The following is an 18,765-nucleotide window of genomic DNA, read 5'->3' on the forward strand; positions in this document are numbered from 1 at the left end:
ATAGTACAACACCCTTCCGCAGCGGGAAGGGTGTTCAAGAAATTGTAAAGTTTAGAGATACGTATACGGATTGATATCGATGCCGTTCTGATAGACACCAAAATGCAGGTGCGGTCCGGTCGAGCGTCCCGTGGAGCCGACTTTGCCGATGATCTGGCCCGCTCCGACTTCCTGCCCGACCGAGACCAGCACGCCGCCGTTCATCAAGTGCCCGTACAACGTCCAGAGGTCGCCGCCGTGGTCGATGATGATGCAGTTGCCGAAGCCGGAGACCCAGCCGGCCGTGATCACGATCCCGCCTTGGGCAGCCGCCACGTCGGTGCCTTGCGCCGCCGCGATGTCGAGGCCGTTGTGGCCGGCGCGCTGCCCGGTGAACGGGTCGATGCGGTTGCCCCACTCCGAGGACACCCAGCCGCCGCTCGGCACCGGCCAGGCGAACGGGCCGGACAGCACCGGGGCGCCATTGCCGCCGCCATTGCCATTGCCGTTGCCGCCCTGGTTCTGCGTCGCTTGGCGCTTGCGCTCTTCGCTGATCTGCTGCTGCAGGGCGTAGATGGCGTTGATCGACGACTCCTGGATCGAGCGCTGCTCCGATTCGATGCGCTCCTGCTCCGCTTTGTTCGATTCGAGCTGGACGGCGATCTCTTCCTTCTGCGCCTTCAGACCGTCGAGCTGCGTCTTTTGCTCCAGCTGGGTGGACTGCATGCCGACGAGGGTGGTCTTTTCCTCTTCCATCTGCTTTTTCTTCTGCGCGATCAGTTCGCGGTCTTCCTTGTTCTTCTTGAGGATCACCGTGTCCTGTTCGAAGATCATCTGCAGTGCGCTGAAGCGCTCCAGGAAGTCGGAGAACGAGGTGGAGCCGAGCAGCACTTCGAGGTACCGCACTTCTCCTTGTTCATACATCAGGCGCAGGCGGTCTTTGAGCAGCTTGTCCCGCTCTTTGACGCGCTGTTCCGCCTCTTCAAGCTCACGTTGGGTCCGCTCGATCTGCTGGCCTTTTTTGTAGATCTCAGTCTGCAGCCGGGCAATCTCGCCTTCCTTTTCATCGATCTGCGCAGAGAGCTTTTCGATCTCCGTCGCGTTGACGTTGATCTGCTGCTGGTACGCTTCCTTTTTCTCTTTGGCCGCTTTTTCTTTCTCGCGGGCATCGTCGAGCCTGCCCTGTTCGTTTTGCTGCTGTTCCTGCAGATCGTTCAGATCGGCGATTGCGACTTGCGGCACCATCAAGGCGAGCGCCAGTGCAGAAGTGATTCCCAAAGTCAGGCGTTTGTGAGACTTGAAATGCATGTTCACGGTCTCCCTTCCCAAAGCGACAGATGTTTAGCCCGCATCGGCTGCGGGCAAACTTGGAAACATGAGGTCAAATACGCAAAAATCTGCTGATCGACATCACCGAGCCGATCATCCCGATCAACGCACCGATCCCAAGCAGAATCCCGGCGACCGAATACATCAGCGGATCGAAGTCGGCAAAGCGGAACAGCATGATGCCCGGCACGTTTTTCGTCAGGTAGTCATAGCCGATGCCAAGCGCGAGGATCGGCAGGACCGAGCCGAACACGCCGATCATCAGGCCTTCGATCAGGAACGGCCAGCGAATGAACCAGTTGGTCGCCCCGCAGAGCTTCATGATCTCGATCTCTTTGCGGCGGGCGAAGATCGTCACCTTGATCGTGTTGTTGATCAGGAACAGGGCCGTAAAGCAGAGCCCGATGACGAATACGGCGCCGGCGTTGCGGATCAAGGCGGTGACGTCAAACAGCTGGTCGATCGACTTGTCGCCGTACTCGGCCTTTTCGACGAGGTTGAGCGTGCGGATCTTCGCGGCGAGGGTGGACGTTTGCTGCGGGTCTGACGCTTTTACCCGAAAGACGTCAGGCAGCGGGTTGTCCTGTTCGAGACCGTCGAGCAGGTCGCCGTTGTCAGCAAACTTGTCCTTTAAACTCACCAAGCCGTCCTCTTTCGGCACAAAGACGATCTCGGAGACGCCGGGCAGATTTTTTAGCTGGCGTTCCAGTTCGACGATCTGTGCGCGCTCGGTGCCGTCGACGACCGAGACGCTGATCAGGACTTGCTTTTCTAACTGATAGGAAAACTGCTGCACATTGTAGGCGAGCAGCAGGAACACACCGAGCAAGAGCAGTGTAACGGTGACGGCCGACAAGGAGGCAAACGTCATCCAGCCGTTGCGGGTCAGGTTCTTGAGCCCTTCGCGGGCGTGACGGTTGAGCGTGCTAATTTTCATAGCCGTACACCCCCCGTTTCTGGTCGCGGACGATCTGGCCGCCTTCGATGGCGATGACGCGGCGCTTCATCGTGTTGACGATCTCCTTGTTGTGGGTCGCCATCACGATCGTCGTGCCGCGGCGGTTGATCTCCTCGAACAGGTCCATGATCTCCCAGGACGTTTCCGGGTCGAGGTTCCCGGTCGGCTCGTCGGCGATGATGACGGCCGGCGAGTTGATCAGCGCCCGCGCGATGGAGACGCGCTGCTGCTGGCCGCCGGACAGTTGGTTCGGCAGGGCCTCCGCCTTTTCGGTCAGCCCGACCAGTTCCAGCACTTCCGGGACGCGGTTTTTAATTTTGCGCTTCGGCGCTTCGATCACTTCCAGCGCAAAGGCGACGTTTTCATAGACGGTAAGGTTCGGCAGGAGCTTGAAGTCTTGGAAGACGACGCCGATCTGGCGGCGCATCAGCGGGATCTTGCGCTCTTTGAGCCGTTCGATGTTGAATCCGTTGACGAAGATCGAGCCTTTGGTCGGGCGCTCTTCGCGGTACATCAATTTAATAAACGTGGATTTCCCGGCGCCGCTCGGCCCGACCACGTAGACAAACTCGCCTTTTTCAATGCGTACGCTGACACCTTGTAACGCGACAGATCCGTTCGGATAGTTCTTCCAAACGTCGTGCATCTCGATCATCGTTTCACACCACTTTCTAGTCTGATTTGTCGGCTCGTGCCGCTAAGACGATGTCGAACAAAGAGACAAATGGCCATACGCCACTCTACACTATTCGACGTATGCGTGTCAGTTCCTGTAATAAAATGCTGGGTAGGCAGTAAAAAATGTGAAAACCTCCGGCCTGTGGCGGAGGTTTTTGTGTTTCGATCACTATTTAAACCGGAGCGAAAAGTCTGTCCGCGCAACGGGTGTTTTGGTTCTCTTACCGCTCTTCCACCGTCTTGCTCGCCAGCAGCCCGGCGTCTTCTTTAGATCCGAAGCGGGTCTGGAAGAAGAGCACGAGGCGCTTGAGGGCGAGGACGGCGATCAGGATGCCGATCAGGACGAGGACGATGGTGCCGCCGGGCGGGATGTCTTGGTAGAAGGACAGGGTGAGCCCGGACATGACGCCGACGAGACCGATCACGACGGCGAGGACGACCGCCAGGGTGAAGCCTTTGCTGAGCCGGAGCGCGATCGCCGCCGGCAGGACCATCAGCGAGGAGACGAGCAGGACGCCGACGATCGGCATCGAGACCGCCACGACAAGACCGGTCAACAGCGAAAAGGCAAGCGACAGCCAGCGGGTCGGGATGCCGCTCACTTCGGCGGTCTCTTCATCGAAGGTCAGCACGTACATCGGACGCCAGAGGAAGAAGAAAAAGAGCGCGCATAAGACCAGCACGCCTGCCATCACCATCAGGTCGGTCGCGTTGACGGCGATGATCGAGCCAAACAGATAGGAGGTGAAGCTGCGGCTCACCCCTTGGTTCATGCTCATCAGGACGAGCGCCGTCGCGAGGCCGCCCGACATCAGGATGGCGATCGACAGCTCGCTGTAGGAGCGGAACGATCGGCGCAGCGTATCGACCAGCATCGCCCCGAACAGCGCCGCCACCATGCCGGTCAGCATCGGGTAGTAGCCGAGCAATGCCCCGAGCGCGACACCGGCCAGCGAGACGTGGGACAGGGTCTCCGCCACCAGCGACTGGCGGCGGAGCACGATGTAGACGCCGATCACCGGGGCGATCAGCGCGATCATGCCGCCGGCGAGGAAGGCGTTTTTCAAAAAGCCGTATTGCAGCATCTCAAGCATCTTACCTCACCCCTTCCGCCAGCTGCTGGAGCTGGGCCGGCTGCTGGTCATCATAGCAGCAGTACAAAGGCAGCGTTTCCGGACGGCGCGCCAGATCCATGCGCTCGCGGAACTGCTCCGGCGTGCCGTCGAAGCGGATCCACTTGTCGAGCACGAGCAGGCGGGTCAGGCGCGGCAAGGTCTCTTCCAGGTCGTGCGTGACCATCAGGACGGTGCGGCCGTGCGCTTCGACCTGATGCTGCAGCAGGTCGTAGAAGGAGGTGCGGGCGGTGACGTCCATGCCGGTCGTCGGTTCGTCGAGCACGAGCAGATCGGGCTCGAGGACGAGGGTGCGGGCGAGGCAGACGCGCTGCTTTTGGCCGCCGGAGAGCTCGCCGATCTTGCGTTTGCGGTGCTCCCACATCCCGACTTGGCGCAAGACTTGTTCGACGCGGGCGACTTCTTCCTTCGGCAGCAGGCCGAACCAGCGTTTGCGTGTGAACAGGCCGGAGCGCACCAGTTCGTAGACGGTGCTCGGGAAGCCGACATTAAAGGAAGCGATCGCTTGCGGCACATAGCCGATGACGACCGGCTTGCCGTTTCCTTTCTGCTTTTCGATCGACACCGAGCCGCGTTGGGGTGCGAGCAGCCCCAGCAGCAGCTTCAAGGTCGTCGTCTTGGCCGAACCGTTCGGCCCGGTCAGCCCGATAAATTCAGACTGGCGCACCGTCAGATTCAGGCCCTCCAGCACCGGCGTGTGGCCGTAGCCGAACACCACATCGCTCATGTTTGCGAGTTCCATCTGCAATCCCCCTTTCCTATTCATGCAAAAGTTTTATTGGGAAAGAGCTTTGGTCAGCTCTTCCAAGTTCTTTTTCATCACGCCGATGTAGTCCAAGCCGCTTTTCTTCTCCTCTGCGGTGAGGCCTTCGAGCGGGTTCAAGACGGCAGTTGTGGCGCCGACTTCTTTGGCCACCGCTTCGGCGACTTTGGGCGAGACGAGCGTTTCGAAGAAGATCGTCTTCACATTGTGCGCTTTGGCGAAGGCGACGATATCTTTCATCTCCGCCGCCGTCGGCTCATTTTCCGGCGAGATGCCGGAGATCGGCACCTGTTCGAGGCCGTAGCGCTTCGCGAGGTAGGCAAACGCCGTGTGCGACGTGACGATCTCTTTGGACTTCACATGTTGCAAGCCGTCCCGGAACGCTGCATCGAGCGCTTTCAATTCGGCGATATAGGCGTCGGCGTTCTTTTGATAGTCCGCTTTGTGCGCCGGATCGGCCGTCTGCAGCGTGCTTGCGATCTGCTGCACTTCATGCTGGGCTAGCACCGGGTCGAGCCAGATGTGCGGGTCGAACGCGCCGTGCGAGTGCTCGGTCGAATGGTCGCCTTCGCTGTGGCCTTCATGATCTTCATGGCCTTCGACCAGCTCCGCGCCATGCGAAGCTTCCACGATGTTCAGCTCTTGGTTGTTCACCGTCTGCAGCACGTCATCGACCCAAGCTTCGAACCCTGCACCATTATATACGAAAACGTCCGCTTCGGAAATGCGCGCCACGTCCTTTGCCGTCGGTTCCCAGTCATGGGGCTCCGTTCCGGCCGGGACCAGCACGGAGACGTCGGCGAGATCGCCCGCCACGCGCTTCGTAAACTCATACATCGGGTAAAACGTCGTGACCACTTGCACTTTATCAGAAGCAGACCCGTTGCCTGCGCCTTGTTTCGACGAATCGCCGCAGCCGGTGAGCACGAGCGATGCGGACAACAGCGTACCTGCCGTTAGTTTCCACCATTTGTTCATTCTGCAAACTCCTCCTAAAACGTAATGATTCCGAAATACCACGTTCTCACTATACTCCTTTTGCATTCGTTTGTAAATCGTAATACTTACGATTGTTGCCGCAAAAAAGAACACTCAACCTCCTGTGGCGGAGATTGAGTGCCTTTTTTTATTGATTGAGCGCCGCTTCCAGTGCGGCGAGGTTTTCTTCCATCACTTTAATGTAGCCTTTGGTGGCGCTCGGGTCGGTTTTGCCTTCGTACGGGTTGAGGATGCTAGCCCGGTAGCCGATCTGGTAGAGGAATTCCTGCACGCGCGGCGCCGCTTCGCCTTCGAAGAAGATCACCGCAGCGTCATGCTTGGCAAAATCGTCTTTGACCGCCTGCATGTCGGACTCATGATCCATCGGGTAATCGTTGATCGCGATCGAAGTCGGAACGTAGTATTTCAGGCCGTAGCGCTTGGCGAGGTATTGGAACGCCGGGTACGGCGAGACGATCTCTTTGCGTTTGACTTTCGCGAGCGTGTCTGCGTATTTCTTGTCGAGTTCGTCGAGCTTGACTTTGTAGGCTTCGGCGTTCTTTTTGAATTCGTCCGCGTAGGCCGGCGCTTTTTTGGAGAGCGCGTCGGTCAGCGCGTCGACTTCATGTTTCGCGTTTTGCGGGTCGAGGTAATGCCACGGGTCGAAGCGCTTCTTCGCTTGGTCCTCTTCGGAAGCATCCGGGTTGTAATAGCGGAGCAGGTCGAGCTCCTCGATTCCCTCAGAGGCGTCGACGACGAGCAGATCCTTGTTCTTGATCTTGACGGTCGCATAAGTCTGATCCCACCAGCGGTCTTCCACGTTGTTGCCGTTCAGCACCATGATGTGCGCTTTCTCCAGATCGCGCATGTCTTTCAGCGTCGGCGCCCACTGCCAGAAGTTCTGCCCGATCGGCATGAACGTCGACACTTCCACCTTGTCGCCGCCGATTTCCTGCACGAAATTGCCTTGGGCCTGGAACGTGGTGTACACCACCACTTTTTCGCCTTCCTTCACCGTCTTGCCTACCGACTTCTCGCCTGCATCGGAGCATCCTGCCGCCGTCAGCGCCAAGGTCAGTGCCAGCCCCATCGCCGCCATCTTGTTTGCCATACGTTTCATTGCCGTGACCTCCCTGATTTCTCTCTGTGTGTCTATTATTTATTCGAAAATTCGATCTCTTACAGGCATTGTATTATAAAAGATCCCCCGAAGTCTATAAGGGTATTTTACAACACTCTGACAGAATTGTGACTTCTTGTTTTTGGTTAGCTATCGACCTATTCGTCAAGAGTGATTATCCATTTTATGGTACACTAAACTTATCAATATGTTTATGAACAGGGGATGAGGGTATTGAAGAAAGCGATACTTTTGACGAGTTTGCTCTGGGTTCTCATTTTGGCCATTTATGGTGTATTTGGTCCCGCTAATCTACTTCGTGAACTGAATCCGAACGATGTGCTGAATGACCAGATACTAGCACGCGAATTTGAAGGGCTTGAAATTGAAAAAGTGGATTACCTTGGTGACCGATCCTACCTGATCCATACATCAACAAAAAATTTCGTGGCTGTCCAAGAATATACTTCGATCATGAATTATCATTGGGAAATATTTGAATCGAAAGGGAAATTCGTGCAGTAGATTTTCTCTGGAGCATATGATCCTTACCGCCTCGCCCTCTCGAACAAAATTTGTCGTGACTACAAAGAGCATCTCGAGCAATGATCCATCATTACTCGAGATGCTCTTATTGTTGTAGCCATCTATTGTTACGGCGTTTGCTTCTTCATTGTCAGCCGTTGTTGGCTGCCGTCAACATGGACTGTTGGCCCCGTCCATGGGCTCTTTACTTCAACACTCCTGTCGTTCGCAGCTTCTGATTGATCAGCCCGCAGATCGTCTCCCCTGCATCGTGCAGGAAGAAGTGGCCGCCGGAGAAATCGTGACAGGTGAACGTCCCGGTCGTGTAGCGTTCCCACTCGCAGATGCCCGGCTTGGACACGAGGTCGTCTTGGTCGCTGTAGAAGAACACGAGATCGGCGGCGCTTGGCTGTACCGGGGCTTGAAACTGGTAGGTTTCGATGATCCGGTAGTCATTGCGCAGCACCGGCAGGAAGAACTGGCGCCACTCGCGCGAAGCAAACACTTCGCGCGACATGCCGCCCATGCTCCAGATCTCTTCCAGAAACACATCGTCCGGCATCTGGTGCATGTTTTTATTTTCATAAGGGTGATGCGGCGGCCGCCGTCCCGACAGAAAGATTACGCTTGGCGCCGGCAGCCCGGCCGCGTGCAGCGCAGCCGTCAGTTCGTAGGCGATGATCGTGCCCATGCTGTGCGCATAGATCGCATAGGGACGGTCGGTGAGCTGTGCCCGCACCAGGCTCAGCATGTCCGCCACCGCCGCCTGCATCGTCGGGTAAAACGGCTCCGACATCCGCCGGCCATGTCCGGCCAGCTCCAAAGGCCGCAGTTGGATCGACGGGTCGAGGAACTGTGACCATTTGCTATAGATCGCGCCGGCCGCTCCGCCGGCATACGGGATGCAAAAGAGATCAATGCTGGTCATGTCCGGCACCTTCCGTTTCTTTCTTGGAATATGCCGCGATCAGGTGCGCCAACTCTTCTTGGAACACCGCACGCACCCGTTCGACATCCGGCTCGAATTTGCAGAGGATCAGGAAATCGAGCTTGTCTTTCTGCCCTTTGACCAGACCGTAGAAATCGCCGTAGTCGAGCTTCGCCTGATCGTCGCCGTCCAGCTGCGACAAGCTGTACTCCCAGATCTTGCCGTACTCCGTCTCGGCGTTGCCCGCATAATTCAGCAAAAGCGAGGTGTGCATGATGCCATGCCCTTCTTTTGTTTTCTTAAACAGCTTGCCCCAGCGCAACGCGGAGGACAGGTTGTGCACCAGATTCATGAAATTGATGCTGTGCTTCTCGATAAACTCCATCCGTTGATGCACCAGCGCCGTCATCTTCGCCGGCTGTGCCCGGTCGACCGGAATCAGCATCGGCACTCCGTCCAGCACCAAGCCGACCAGATCGGAGAAATTTTTGCTGCCATATCTGCGCTTTTGGGAGAGCAGCACGAACGGAACAGCATCGAGCCGCAGCAATCTGGAGGCGACGAGGATGTACAGCTGCAAGGCGATCTCATACGGCCCGTTCTCGTCCTCGTCGGTGAAGTGAAATGCGCTGAGATCGACTTCACAGAGCACTTTTTCGATGCGTTGATGCTGCCGCTCGGCGATGCGCGACTTCACGACGCCCAGATGGTGGCCGTACCCGGCCAGATCGAACGCTTCCGATAAGTCGTCCGCCTGCAGCCCGACCGGTCCGCGGTGCAGCTGCTCCAAATATTCTTCATAGCCGGTGGCGCGCTCCATCGCCCGTTTCACGCCGCGCTTGAGATCTTTATAGCGTTGCAGCAGCTGGGAACGAATGATCTGACCGGACGAGATATCGAAGATCGAATGGTCAAATTGGAAGAACAGATCGTAGCGCTGCTCGTTGAACTTGATCAGTTTGACGTGGTACATCGGACTGCCGGACACTTTAAAGTCGGCGCCCCACTCTTCGTTGGTCAGCCAGTCCATAACCCGGTTTTGCGCTTCCGCAGTCAGTGCGGACAGGTCGAGCAGCGGCAGCGGAGTGTGCTGCGGCGCTGCATACTCTTTCCAGCGGAAGCCCCACAAGCGTTTCTCCAAACAGCTGCGCAAAAGTCCGTGGCTGCCGACCAGATCGCAAAAGGCGCGTTCCAGCAGGTCGATGTCCACCATTTCATAAAGTTCGATCAAGTACAGCTGCAGACGCGTCTCGCCGCGGAAGTGCATGCGTTGCGTGTTGCTCAAGCCGAACCGCTTGCTGACCGGCTGGCTCATGATCGCTTGTTCAAAGGCGCTGCGCTGCACGGCCGTCTGCTGCGGCAACTGCTCCAGCAGCGGCGCTTCCGCCTCAGACAGGAAGCCGCTTGCTGTCAGATCGGCCAGCTGCAGGCTGTCGGGCACGGGCTGACCGGCGTCGAGCGCCCACAGATAGTGCGGCAGCAGTTCGCCCGGCACGCCAAGGCTGCGCAGCTGTTCCCGCACCTGTTCCACGCCACGGCCCGGCACGCCCTCTGTCACGAACAGCACGTTCAACGCTTCCGACCCTTCCACGCGCCGCAGCTGACAGCGCAGACCGGTCAGCTCTTCGAGCCGCGCTTCGAGGTCTTCCGCCGTTTCCAAGCGGGCGTTCTGCTGGCTGTCCACATGCAGATAGCGGGCGAGCGAACGGATCGTCGGGTGGTTGTAGATTTCGTTCATCAGCACTTTGTAGCCGGCGCGTTCGAGATGCGAGGTCATCTGGATCATCTTGAACGAATCGCCGCCAATCTCGAAGAAATCGGCATCGGGATCGATCTCATCGCGGCCAAACAGATTGCTCCAGATCTTGCGCACGACCGTTTCCATCTCTTGAAACTCGGAGCGCTGCACAGCATCTTCGGCCGCCGCTTGACTCGGTTTGCAGGAGAAGAACGCATGGTTTCCGGCGCTGAGCACCAGCTGTTTGACGCCCGCAGCGAACATCGCCTGCAGCACCGGCGGCACGCTGTCCAGCGTCCCCGCCGCGTTCGCCGCCGGCAGATAGAGCCGCGACGTGTTCACGCGCCCGTCCAGTCTGGCGTGTGCGACCGCCCATTCGGTCAGTTGGGCATCCCACTCGCCCTGCTTCGGAAACGCGGAGAGGGTCAGCACCGGGATGCCTTGCAGCGCAGCATAGCGAACGGCCGCGCTGTGCACGCGCTCGGCCAGTTTCACGCGGGACGGGATGCGCGGCAGCAGCGTTTCGAATCCGCGCTCGCCGCCGGACAGCCGATCCCAGATCAGCAGTTTCTCCACGCGCGGTTCGCGTTGCAGCGTGTGGAACAAGGCGGCTTCGAGCGCGCCAAGGTCGGCTGCCGTCACCACCGGCAGCACCTGCTCGCCATGGGCAGTTGCTGCGGGAACTGATGTCAGCGGCATCTGTCCGAAGATGATGCCCACGTCCAGCAGTTCACGCAGATCCGGCTGCTGCGGATACGCGGTGGTGTTATCGAGGCCGAGCGCAGTGAAGTGGCGCTCCCATTCCTCGACGGAGATCAGCGGCGACAGTTCCCGCTCGCCTTGATCGAAATGCCACCAGCCGTCCGCCAAGCCCCAGATCAGATCGACATAGCGGCGCACGCGGGTCCGCTCCAGCACGCAGAGCAGTCCACCCGGCTTGAGCAGGCGCTGCATGTTGCGCAGGCTCTGCGCGATCGAAGCGGTGGCATGAACCGCATTGTTGGCGAAAACGAAATCGAACGTGGCGGCTTCCAGCCCCTGCTCTTCCGGCCGCTTGGTCAGGTCAAACAGGCCGAAGTGCAGGAAATCGAGCTGCTCTTCCAACGCATGCTGCTGGAAGGTCTGCAGGTAGCTGCTGCCGATGTCGGTGAAGTAGTATTCGACTTCGATGCCTTTCAAGAGCGGCGCCACTTTGCGCAAGACCGCTCCATAGCCGCCGCCCGCTTCCAGAATGCGGATCTTCTTCTGCTGGCGGACGATTTTCACCAGCAGCTGTGCGTAGATGTCTTTGAGGAACTCGTCCTCTTGTTCCTGCACCGAGTCCTTGTACGCTTGCAGCAGCAGATCCTCCCGGCCTGCCTCTGTCGGATACAGCACGCCAAGCGCGGGAATCTCGCCGCGAAACGCCGGTGCAAAATGGGCAAAGCAGTGTTCCAAGAGGTCGAGCTGGCCGGTGAACAGAGCGGTCAGTCGCTCGACGTCCGCACGGATCGCCTGCGGAGCGCGCAGTTCCAGCACGCGTGCGGTCACGCGGTACGAAGCCGCATCCTCCGCTCTTTCGACCAGACCTTCCTCTGTCAGAATCTGCAGGAAATAGTCCACATAGCGCTCCAACGCGTGGATCACGCCGAGGGCCGAGACCAGTTCTTTTCTTGTAAATTCAGCGCCCGGTTCGAGCGGCAGCGCATCGTTCAGGAAGTCACAGGTCAGACGGGCCGCGTATTCCTCGACGAGAGCATGCGCCTCCGACAAATCGGTGATCCCGTGGCGGGCCAGCGCCTGCGCTTGTTCGGAACGCAGTTCTTCCAGCAATCGCGCCACTTTGCTGCCTGGGAACGACAGCGCTTCCAGCCGATACGGCAGCACGCGCACACGCGCTCCAGACTGCCGATGCAGGCTGTCGGTCAGCGCCAGCGTCTGCGCCAACTGCCCTTCCTCCGTCATGATCAGCAGCTGTTCGCCCCCGTCCGGAGCTACTTTTTCCAGCCCTTCCACTTCCAGCGGACGCAGTCTCGGCACGAGGCGCTGTCCGTTGACGTAGGAGACGACCGGGCGGCGGATAGCGGACGCCAGCTCCCGTTTGAGCAGCGCCGCGCACTGTGCGAACGCAGCTCGCTCCTGCAGCGGCTGCCCGGCATCGAGCAGGCGCAGGCTGAGCTGCGGATGGGCCGCCGTGATGCCGCGCACCAGCGCGACCAGCGCCGGGTGCTCAGACAGCGGCGATACGGGGCTGAGCACCACGACATCGGGCGGGTTGTCTTTCCACTCCGCATCCAGTGCGTGCACGAGCGCCCGCAGCGCCAGAGCGGTCTGCTCGCCGTTCGTCTGCAGCAGCAATATCGTGTTCGGCAGCAGCGCCTGGCGACGCATGTCCTGCAAGAGACGCCGCACGTCGATCGCGCTCCCGTTGCGGGTGGTCGAACCGAGCGTCCCCCGGTAGTGGTACTGAGCTCCGTTTTGCGAGATCATGCCCCGCCAGCGCGGCAGTTCACGCAGCAACTGCTCGGCGCTTGCCAGTTGGTCGGTCAGGACCAGACAGGTGCGGCTTTGCTCCACAGGATGCTGCAGCGGCAGCAGGGTCGATTCCCAGAGCAATTGGCCCACCGCCGCTCGCTCGTCGGTCCCGGCCTCCGGTTCGTACATCGCGACCGCTTCGGCGGCCGCCGCCACCTGCAGCTCGGTCTCCTGCTGCAAGGCGGCAAACTGCCCGCCGCTTCCCACCGGGAAGTTCGCGCCGCCAAACGGGTACAGCGGCAGCCGGATGCGGTTGCGCGCTTGTCCTTTGTAGTACTTTTTCCAGTTGATCTTGACGCCCAAGCCCCACAATTTGCCCAGGCACTCGACGAGGAACGCATCGTCTGAAACGTCTTGCTTGGGATGGCGAACTGAGGTGAGGATGCCAAGCGTTTGTCCGCCCTCCGTTTGCCGGGCGAACGTCGACAAGGTGCGTCCGGGCCCTACTTCGAGCAGCACCGCCCGCTCGTCGGCGAGCAGTTTTTCCACACCTTGTTTGAAATTGACACAGCCGCGCAGGTGATCGGCATAGTACGTCGGCGTGGTGGCCGCTTCGCTTGTGATCCAGTCGCCGCTCACGTTCGAGAGGTACGGAATCTGCGGCTCTTGCAGTGACACGGTCGCCACCACGTCCAAGTACGGCTCCCGCGTCCCCGCCATCAGCGCGGAATGGAAGGCGTGCGTGGTCTGCAAGCGGCGGAACGAGATCTGGTGCTGCTCCAGCACCCCTTCCAGAGCGGCGATCCCTTCCGAGACGCCGGAGACGGTGCATTGGCTGCTGCAGCTGACCGATGCGATCTCGACGCCGTCCGGGAGCAGCGGTCTGACCACATCCGCATCCGCATTGACGCTGAGCATCCTTCCGGGCGGCATCGTCTTCATCAGGCCGGAGCGCGCGGCGACCAGACGCACCGCTTCTTGCAGCGTGAACACGCCGGAGAGGCAGGCGGCCGTATACTCGCCCAAGCTGTGTCCGATCATGCCGGATGGGCGGATGTCCCACGAGATCAGCAGCTTGGCCAGCGCGTATTCGACCGCGAGGAGCGCGAGCTGCGAGAGGTCCGTTTCGCGGATCAGCTCTTCATCACCCTCGATCGGATGCAAGAGCAGGCGGCGGACGATCCCTTTGCCTTCCGCGTCCAGCGCTTGCAGGCAGAGGTCCAGCTCCTGTTTGTAGACCGGCTCCGTCTCGTACAGGTCTTTCGCCATCCCCGCGTACTGCGAGCCGTAGCCCGGGAAGAGGAAATACACGTTCGGCTTGGTCGTGGAGGCGGTGGAGCTTGCCCCTTTGGACTGGCCGGGATCTGCCAAGTCTTCGGCCAGACTGGCCGTGAGATCGGCAATTCCTTGATACGGCAGGGTGAAACGCTTCGGCAATTGGCGCATCCGGCCCTTTTGGCTCCACGCCAAGTCGGCCGGATGCACCGTGCGATCTTCGCGCTGCAGCAACTCCAGATAGGCTGCTTTCATCTTCTGCAGCGCTTCGTCGGTGTGCGCGGCGAGCGAGAACAGGTTCCACGCCCGCCCGTCGCCGGACGCTTCCCGCTCCGGCGCTTCTTCCATGATCACATGCACGTTGGTCCCGCCGATGCCAAACGAACTGACGCCCGCCCGCAGCGGCAGATAGCTGTTGTCGTCCTCGTCTTCCAGCCGCTCCCAGGGCTTGGTCGCAGCGACCACATAAAACGGGCTGTTCTCCAGATCGAGCTCCGGATTCGGCTTCGAATAGTGAAGGCTGGCCGGCAATGTCCGGTGGTACAGCGCCAACGATGTTTTGATCACCGAAGACACGCCCGCCGCCACGTCCAAGTGACCGATGCTCGCTTTCAGCGAGCCGATGCCGCACGAGCCCGGTGCCACGCCTTGGAACGCTTTTTTCAAACCGGCGACTTCGATCGGGTCGCCCAAGTTGGTGCCGGTGCCGTGCGTTTCGATGTAGGTGATCGTCTCCGCCGGCAGTTCGGCCATCATCAGCGCGCGCTTGATCACGTCGGCCTGGCCTTCCACGCTCGGCGCCGTGTAGCCGACTTTGCGGTTGCCGTCGTTGTTGGCAGCACTCGCGCGGATCACCGCATAGATATGATCGCGGTCTTGCACAGCGTCATCCAGCAGCTTGAGCACGACCACGCCGACGCCGTTGCCTTCGACCGTGCCTTTGGCATCCTGATCGAACGGGCGGCAGTGGCCGTCCGGAGAGTTGATCATATTTTCCTGGTACAGATACCCGTTGCGGCTGGGCAGGGTCAGGCCGCTGCCGCCCGCCACCGCCACCGAGCAGGCCCCGGTCAGAATCTGGCGGCAGGCGAAGTCGATGGCGTACAGCGAGGTCGAGCAGGCGCTGTGCATCGTGACGCTCGGCCCCTGCAGGTTCAGGCTGTAGGAGATGCGCGTCGCCGCATAGTCTTTGTCATTGAGCTGAGTCGTGGAAAAGCGGTGCCCGCCGTTTTCCAACGCAGCTTGCAGCGTTTCCAGCTCCCAGCTGAAATTGCCGGTCGCGCCGAGAAACAGCCCGATGTTGTTGCGCGTCGTGTCGGCCGAGTACCCGGCGTCTTCCAAGGCGTGGTACACCTCTTCGTGCAAGGCGCGCAGCTGCGGGTCGAGCGTGGCCGCATCGCGCGGCGTGTAGTTGAAAAACTCCGCGTCGAACCGTTCCAGATCGGGAAAAACGCCTTTCGCTTTCACAAAATTCGGCTGGGCGATCAGCTCCGGGTCGACCCCGGCCGCCAAGAGCTCTTCGTCGGTGAAAAAGGAGATCGACTCTTTTTCGCCGATCAGATTTTCCCAGAACTGCTCGACGTTGTGCGCGCCGGGGAACCGTCCGGCCATGCCGATGACGGCGATTTCCAGGCCGGAATAACTTCGTTTGATGTTCACTCCTCCTCCTCCAATCTGCGCATCAGCGCTTTCGATTTGACCAAGACGCCGCGCGATTTGGAGATCTCCTGCTCTTGCTGCTTGGCAGCCTCCGCTTCCTTGGCGGCCGTGTCGTCGCTGTTCAGATAGTCGGCCAACAGCGCGACGCTGGTGTGCTCAAACATCGCCGTCAGCGGGATGTTGCGCTGCAACTCCGCTTTCAGGCGGTTGTTGATGGCGATCATGTTCAGCGAGTTGATGCCGATCTCGAAGAAATGGTCATCGAGGCCGATGCTGTCGCTTGGCACGCCCAAGACGGCCGCGCAGATGTCGGTGATTTTCTGCTCCATCTCGTTTTGCGCCCGCGACGGAGCGCGCGATTCGGATCGGAACAGCATCGGGTCGGGCAGCGCTCCCGCATCGATCTTCCCGTTCACCGTCAGCGGCATCGTCTCCAGCCGCACAAAGAAGGAAGGAATCATGTAGGGCGGCAGTTTGGCGGCGAGCAGTTTGCGCCACTCTGCGATCTCCACTTCCGCTTCGGAGGTGTAGTACGCACAGAGCTGCTTGTCTTGGCCCAGCTCTTTGATCTGGACGGTCACCTCTTTGATCTGCGGCAGCTTCTCCAGCGCCCGCTCGATCTCCCCAAGCTCAACGCGGTAGCCGCGGATTTTCACTTGGAAGTCGGTGCGGCCGATGTAATCGACCGTCCCGTCCGGCAGCCAGCGGCCCAAGTCGCCCGTGCGGTACATCCGTCCGCCCTCGGCAAACGGGTCGGGCAGGAACTGCTTGGCCGTCTGCTCAGGCTTGTTCAGATAGCCGAGGCCGACCCCGTCGCCGCCGACGCAGATCTCGCCGATCGCGCCCGGCGGGAGCAGTTGCAGGCCCTGATCGACGATGTAGACGGTCGAATGGGCCAGCGGCTTCCCGATCGGAATCCGCTCCCGTTCCAGATCTTGCGCGGTGACGAGATGCGTTGTGGAGAAGGTCGTGTTTTCGGTCGGGCCGTAGCCGTTGACCACGCGCAGATGCGGCGCGTGCTCCTGCGCTCGGCGGATGTGGCGCACCGACAGCGCGTCGCCGCCGACGACCAGCGTTTCCAACGTGGCAAACATCGCCGGGTTCTCTTCGCAGAAACGATTGAACAAAGGCGATGTCAGCCACATCGTTCGCACCGCGTGCTTGTGCAGCGCCGCTTGCAGCCGCTCCGCTTCCAGCAGGTCTTCCTCGCCGACCAGCACCAAAGTGCCGCCGTGCAGCAAAGCGCCCCACACTTCGAACGTGGATGCGTCAAATGCGGGCGACCCGGTCTGCAGGATCACCTGCTCCGGCCCAAAGTCGACAAAATCAGGGCCGAACACCAAACGCAAGATGTTGCGGTGGGTGATCTTGCAGCCCTTTGGCTGCCCGGAGGAGCCTGAGGTGTACATCAGATACGCTTGGCGATCCGCCTGCGCAGGCAGTTCGGCCAGCTGTGTTTGCTCCGCAGCGGACGGGGGCAGTTGGTCGACCGCCACGCTGATCTGGCCTTGGGGCAGATGTGCCGTCAGATCGGAGCGCGTGCAGACCACCCGCAGCCCGGCATCTTCGATCATGTATTGCAGCCGCTCGGCCGAGTTGGCCATGTCGAGCGGGACGAAGGAAGCGCCGATTTTCAAAATGCCGAGCATCCCGGCGACCATCTCCGGGCAGCGCGGCAGGAGCAGCCCGACCGCATCGGACGCGCTGAGCCCCTGTTCTTGCAAGTGCAGCGCAACGCGGTCCGACCAAGCGTCCAGTTCCCGGTAGGTGTAGGTCTGGTCGTTCCACTTCAGCGCAATCTTGGCGGAGAACTTGGCGGCCACATCGCGGAACACCTCATGAACGCTCCGCTCCGGGAGCGCAGGATGTGCGGAGCCGTTCCAGTCTTCCAGCACCCGTGCACGGTCTGCCGCCGCAGCGGCCGGCAGCAAGTCGACCCGCTGCTCCGGTTCCGCCAAAGCGGCTTCCAGCACGGTGAGCAGGCTGCGCTGCAGCCCTTCCATCACATCCTGGCTGTAGCGGTTCGCGTTGTACGTAAAATTCACCACAACCTCCGCGCCCGGATTGACCACGATATGAAAATCGTAGTTGGTCTGCTCGAAGACGTGCACCGCTTCGATGCGAATGCCGCCTTCACGGCCGGTGCTCAGATCGCGCAGCTGTTCGGCCAGCGGATAGTTCTCAAACGCGACGATATGATGCAGCAAGTTGTTCTTCAACTTAGCGCTGCTTTGAATCTCATACAAGGGATAATATTCGTATGGGAAGGAGGCAAAGCTGGCTTGATGCACCTTGGCACAAAGCGCTGCGAACGTGTCTTCCGCTGTCGAGCGGATACGCAGCGGCTGGGTGTTGATGAACAGCCCGACCATGTTTTCGATGCCGGGCAGCTCGGCCGGACGCCCCGACACGACGTTGCCAAAGACCACGTCGCGCGTGTAATTGTACTTCTGCAACACCACGCCCCAGGCGGTTTGAAAGACGGTGTTGACCGTCAGACCGCGCTCCTTGGCGAATGTGCTCAACTCCGCCGTGATGCTTGCCGGCAGTTGAAACACGTGCGTGGCGTGTGCATACGCCCCTTCCGCACCGCTCAATGTGGGCAGCACAGCCGCTTTTTCATAGCCTTCCAGATAGTCCTGCCAGTACGCGGCCGCCCGCGCTTCGTCTTGCTGCTGCAGCCAGCGGATGTAATCGGCATATGGCTGGGCGGGAGGGGCAGCCGTGTCCGGCGCCCCCAGCGTCCAGTTGTCGTAGTAGCCGAACAGCTCTTGGAACAAAGGTGCCAGCGACCAGCCGTCCAGCAAGATGTGATGGAAGGTGAACACGAAGCTCCACGCCCCATCGGCCAGTTGCAGCAACGCTCCGCGCACCAGCACTTCACCGCTGAGGTCAAAACCGCGCCCGCGCTGTTCCGTCTTAAAAGCTTCCACCGCCGCTTCGGCCATTTCCACCGATCCAGCGTCCCGCAAGTCGAGGACGGTAAACTCCGGCGGACGCGATTTCAGCACCACTTGCCGCGGCTCATCCGTCTTGCGATAGGAGAACACCGTCCGCAGGATGTCATGTCTGGCAGACAGCTTGTTCAGCGCCCACTGCATGCGCTCCGGCTCCACCTCGCCTCCGATGCGGAAGTCGAATTGTTCCGTGTAGGCGGCAGATGTCGGATCGACTGCGTGGTTGAGCAGCATGCCCTTTTGCATCGGTGACAGGCTGTATATATCTTGGATATTCTCTTTGAGAGTCAT

11 protein-coding genes are annotated in these 18,765 nt (G+C 60.0%); 1 reads left to right on the forward strand and 10 read right to left on the reverse strand.

The window, feature by feature from the left end; all coding sequences use genetic code 11:
• Positions 1–51: 51 nt before the first annotated feature.
• The 7 genes from EV586_RS10930 to EV586_RS10960 form a co-directional block, all read right to left on the reverse strand.
• On the reverse strand, positions 52–1,287 hold the full coding sequence (locus EV586_RS10930) for a murein hydrolase activator EnvC family protein (RefSeq protein ID WP_132945124.1): 1,236 nt from the start codon (positions 1,285–1,287) through the stop codon (positions 52–54).
• A 73-nt stretch (positions 1,288–1,360) separates the two neighbouring features.
• On the reverse strand, positions 1,361–2,245 hold the full coding sequence (ftsX, locus tag EV586_RS10935) for a permease-like cell division protein FtsX (RefSeq protein ID WP_132945125.1): 885 nt from the start codon (positions 2,243–2,245) through the stop codon (positions 1,361–1,363).
• Positions 2,235–2,921 carry a cell division ATP-binding protein FtsE gene (ftsE, locus tag EV586_RS10940; protein ID WP_132945126.1) on the reverse strand — a complete coding sequence of 229 codons (687 nt, stop codon included), beginning with the start codon at positions 2,919–2,921 and terminating at the stop codon, positions 2,235–2,237. Before ftsE ends, ftsX begins: the two co-directional genes overlap by 11 nt.
• A gap of 244 nt (positions 2,922–3,165) precedes the next feature.
• On the reverse strand, positions 3,166–4,038 hold the full coding sequence (locus tag EV586_RS10945; protein ID WP_243653012.1) for a metal ABC transporter permease: 873 nt from the start codon (positions 4,036–4,038) through the stop codon (positions 3,166–3,168).
• 1 nt (position 4,039) lies between these two features.
• Positions 4,040–4,819: a metal ABC transporter ATP-binding protein gene (locus EV586_RS10950; RefSeq protein WP_165898529.1), complete on the reverse strand. Its 780-nt coding sequence runs from the start codon at positions 4,817–4,819 to the stop codon at positions 4,040–4,042.
• A gap of 33 nt (positions 4,820–4,852) precedes the next feature.
• Positions 4,853–5,818, reverse strand: coding sequence for a metal ABC transporter substrate-binding protein (locus tag EV586_RS10955; protein WP_132945128.1), 966 nt, complete (start codon positions 5,816–5,818; stop codon positions 4,853–4,855).
• A gap of 148 nt (positions 5,819–5,966) precedes the next feature.
• The gene (locus EV586_RS10960) at positions 5,967–6,938 is read right to left on the reverse strand and encodes a metal ABC transporter solute-binding protein, Zn/Mn family (RefSeq protein ID WP_132945129.1); all 972 of its coding nucleotides are present in this window, start codon (positions 6,936–6,938) and stop codon (positions 5,967–5,969) included.
• Positions 6,939–7,172: 234 nt separating this feature from the next.
• Here EV586_RS10960 and EV586_RS10965 point away from each other — a divergent pair, with 234 nt between their 5' ends.
• Positions 7,173–7,463, forward strand: coding sequence for a hypothetical protein (locus tag EV586_RS10965; RefSeq protein WP_132945130.1), 291 nt, complete (start codon positions 7,173–7,175; stop codon positions 7,461–7,463).
• Positions 7,464–7,668: 205 nt separating this feature from the next.
• Here EV586_RS10965 and EV586_RS10970 read toward each other — a convergent pair whose 3' ends face one another.
• Genes EV586_RS10970 through EV586_RS10980 form a run of 3 tightly spaced genes read right to left on the reverse strand, consistent with a single transcriptional unit; the run spans position 7,669 to position 18,765 of the window.
• A complete protein-coding gene (locus tag EV586_RS10970) occupies positions 7,669–8,391 on the reverse strand; it encodes a thioesterase II family protein (protein ID WP_132945131.1) in 723 nt (240 codons plus the stop codon).
• Positions 8,378–15,517 carry a type I polyketide synthase gene (locus EV586_RS10975; protein ID WP_132945132.1) on the reverse strand — a complete coding sequence of 2,380 codons (7,140 nt, stop codon included), beginning with the start codon at positions 15,515–15,517 and terminating at the stop codon, positions 8,378–8,380. The genes EV586_RS10970 and EV586_RS10975 overlap by 14 nt, the downstream gene beginning before the upstream one ends.
• A complete protein-coding gene (locus EV586_RS10980) occupies positions 15,514–18,765 on the reverse strand; it encodes a non-ribosomal peptide synthetase (protein ID WP_165898530.1) in 3,252 nt (1,083 codons plus the stop codon). Before EV586_RS10980 ends, EV586_RS10975 begins: the two co-directional genes overlap by 4 nt.

This window comes from Tumebacillus sp. BK434, from assembly GCF_004340785.1.
In the GTDB taxonomy this organism is placed as follows: Bacteria; Bacillota; Bacilli; order Tumebacillales; family Tumebacillaceae; genus Tumebacillus_A.

Excerpts from the sequence above, each read along its gene's own strand:
- EV586_RS10955 (WP_132945128.1), bottom strand. The coding sequence starts at position 5,818 with ATGAACAAATGGTGGAAACTAACGGCAGGTACGCTGTTGTCCGCATCG.
- ftsE (WP_132945126.1), bottom strand. The coding sequence starts at position 2,921 with ATGATCGAGATGCACGACGTTTGGAAGAACTATCCGAACGGATCTGTC.
- EV586_RS10980 (WP_165898530.1), bottom strand. The coding sequence starts at position 18,765 with ATGACTCTCAAAGAGAATATCCAAGATATATACAGCCTGTCACCGATG.
- EV586_RS10950 (WP_165898529.1), bottom strand. The coding sequence starts at position 4,819 with ATGGAACTCGCAAACATGAGCGATGTGGTGTTCGGCTACGGCCACACG.
- EV586_RS10930 (WP_132945124.1), bottom strand. The coding sequence starts at position 1,287 with ATGCATTTCAAGTCTCACAAACGCCTGACTTTGGGAATCACTTCTGCA.
- EV586_RS10960 (WP_132945129.1), bottom strand. The coding sequence starts at position 6,938 with ATGAAACGTATGGCAAACAAGATGGCGGCGATGGGGCTGGCACTGACC.
- EV586_RS10945 (WP_243653012.1), bottom strand. The coding sequence starts at position 4,038 with ATGCTTGAGATGCTGCAATACGGCTTTTTGAAAAACGCCTTCCTCGCC.
- ftsX (WP_132945125.1), bottom strand. The coding sequence starts at position 2,245 with ATGAAAATTAGCACGCTCAACCGTCACGCCCGCGAAGGGCTCAAGAAC.
- EV586_RS10970 (WP_132945131.1), bottom strand. The coding sequence starts at position 8,391 with ATGACCAGCATTGATCTCTTTTGCATCCCGTATGCCGGCGGAGCGGCC.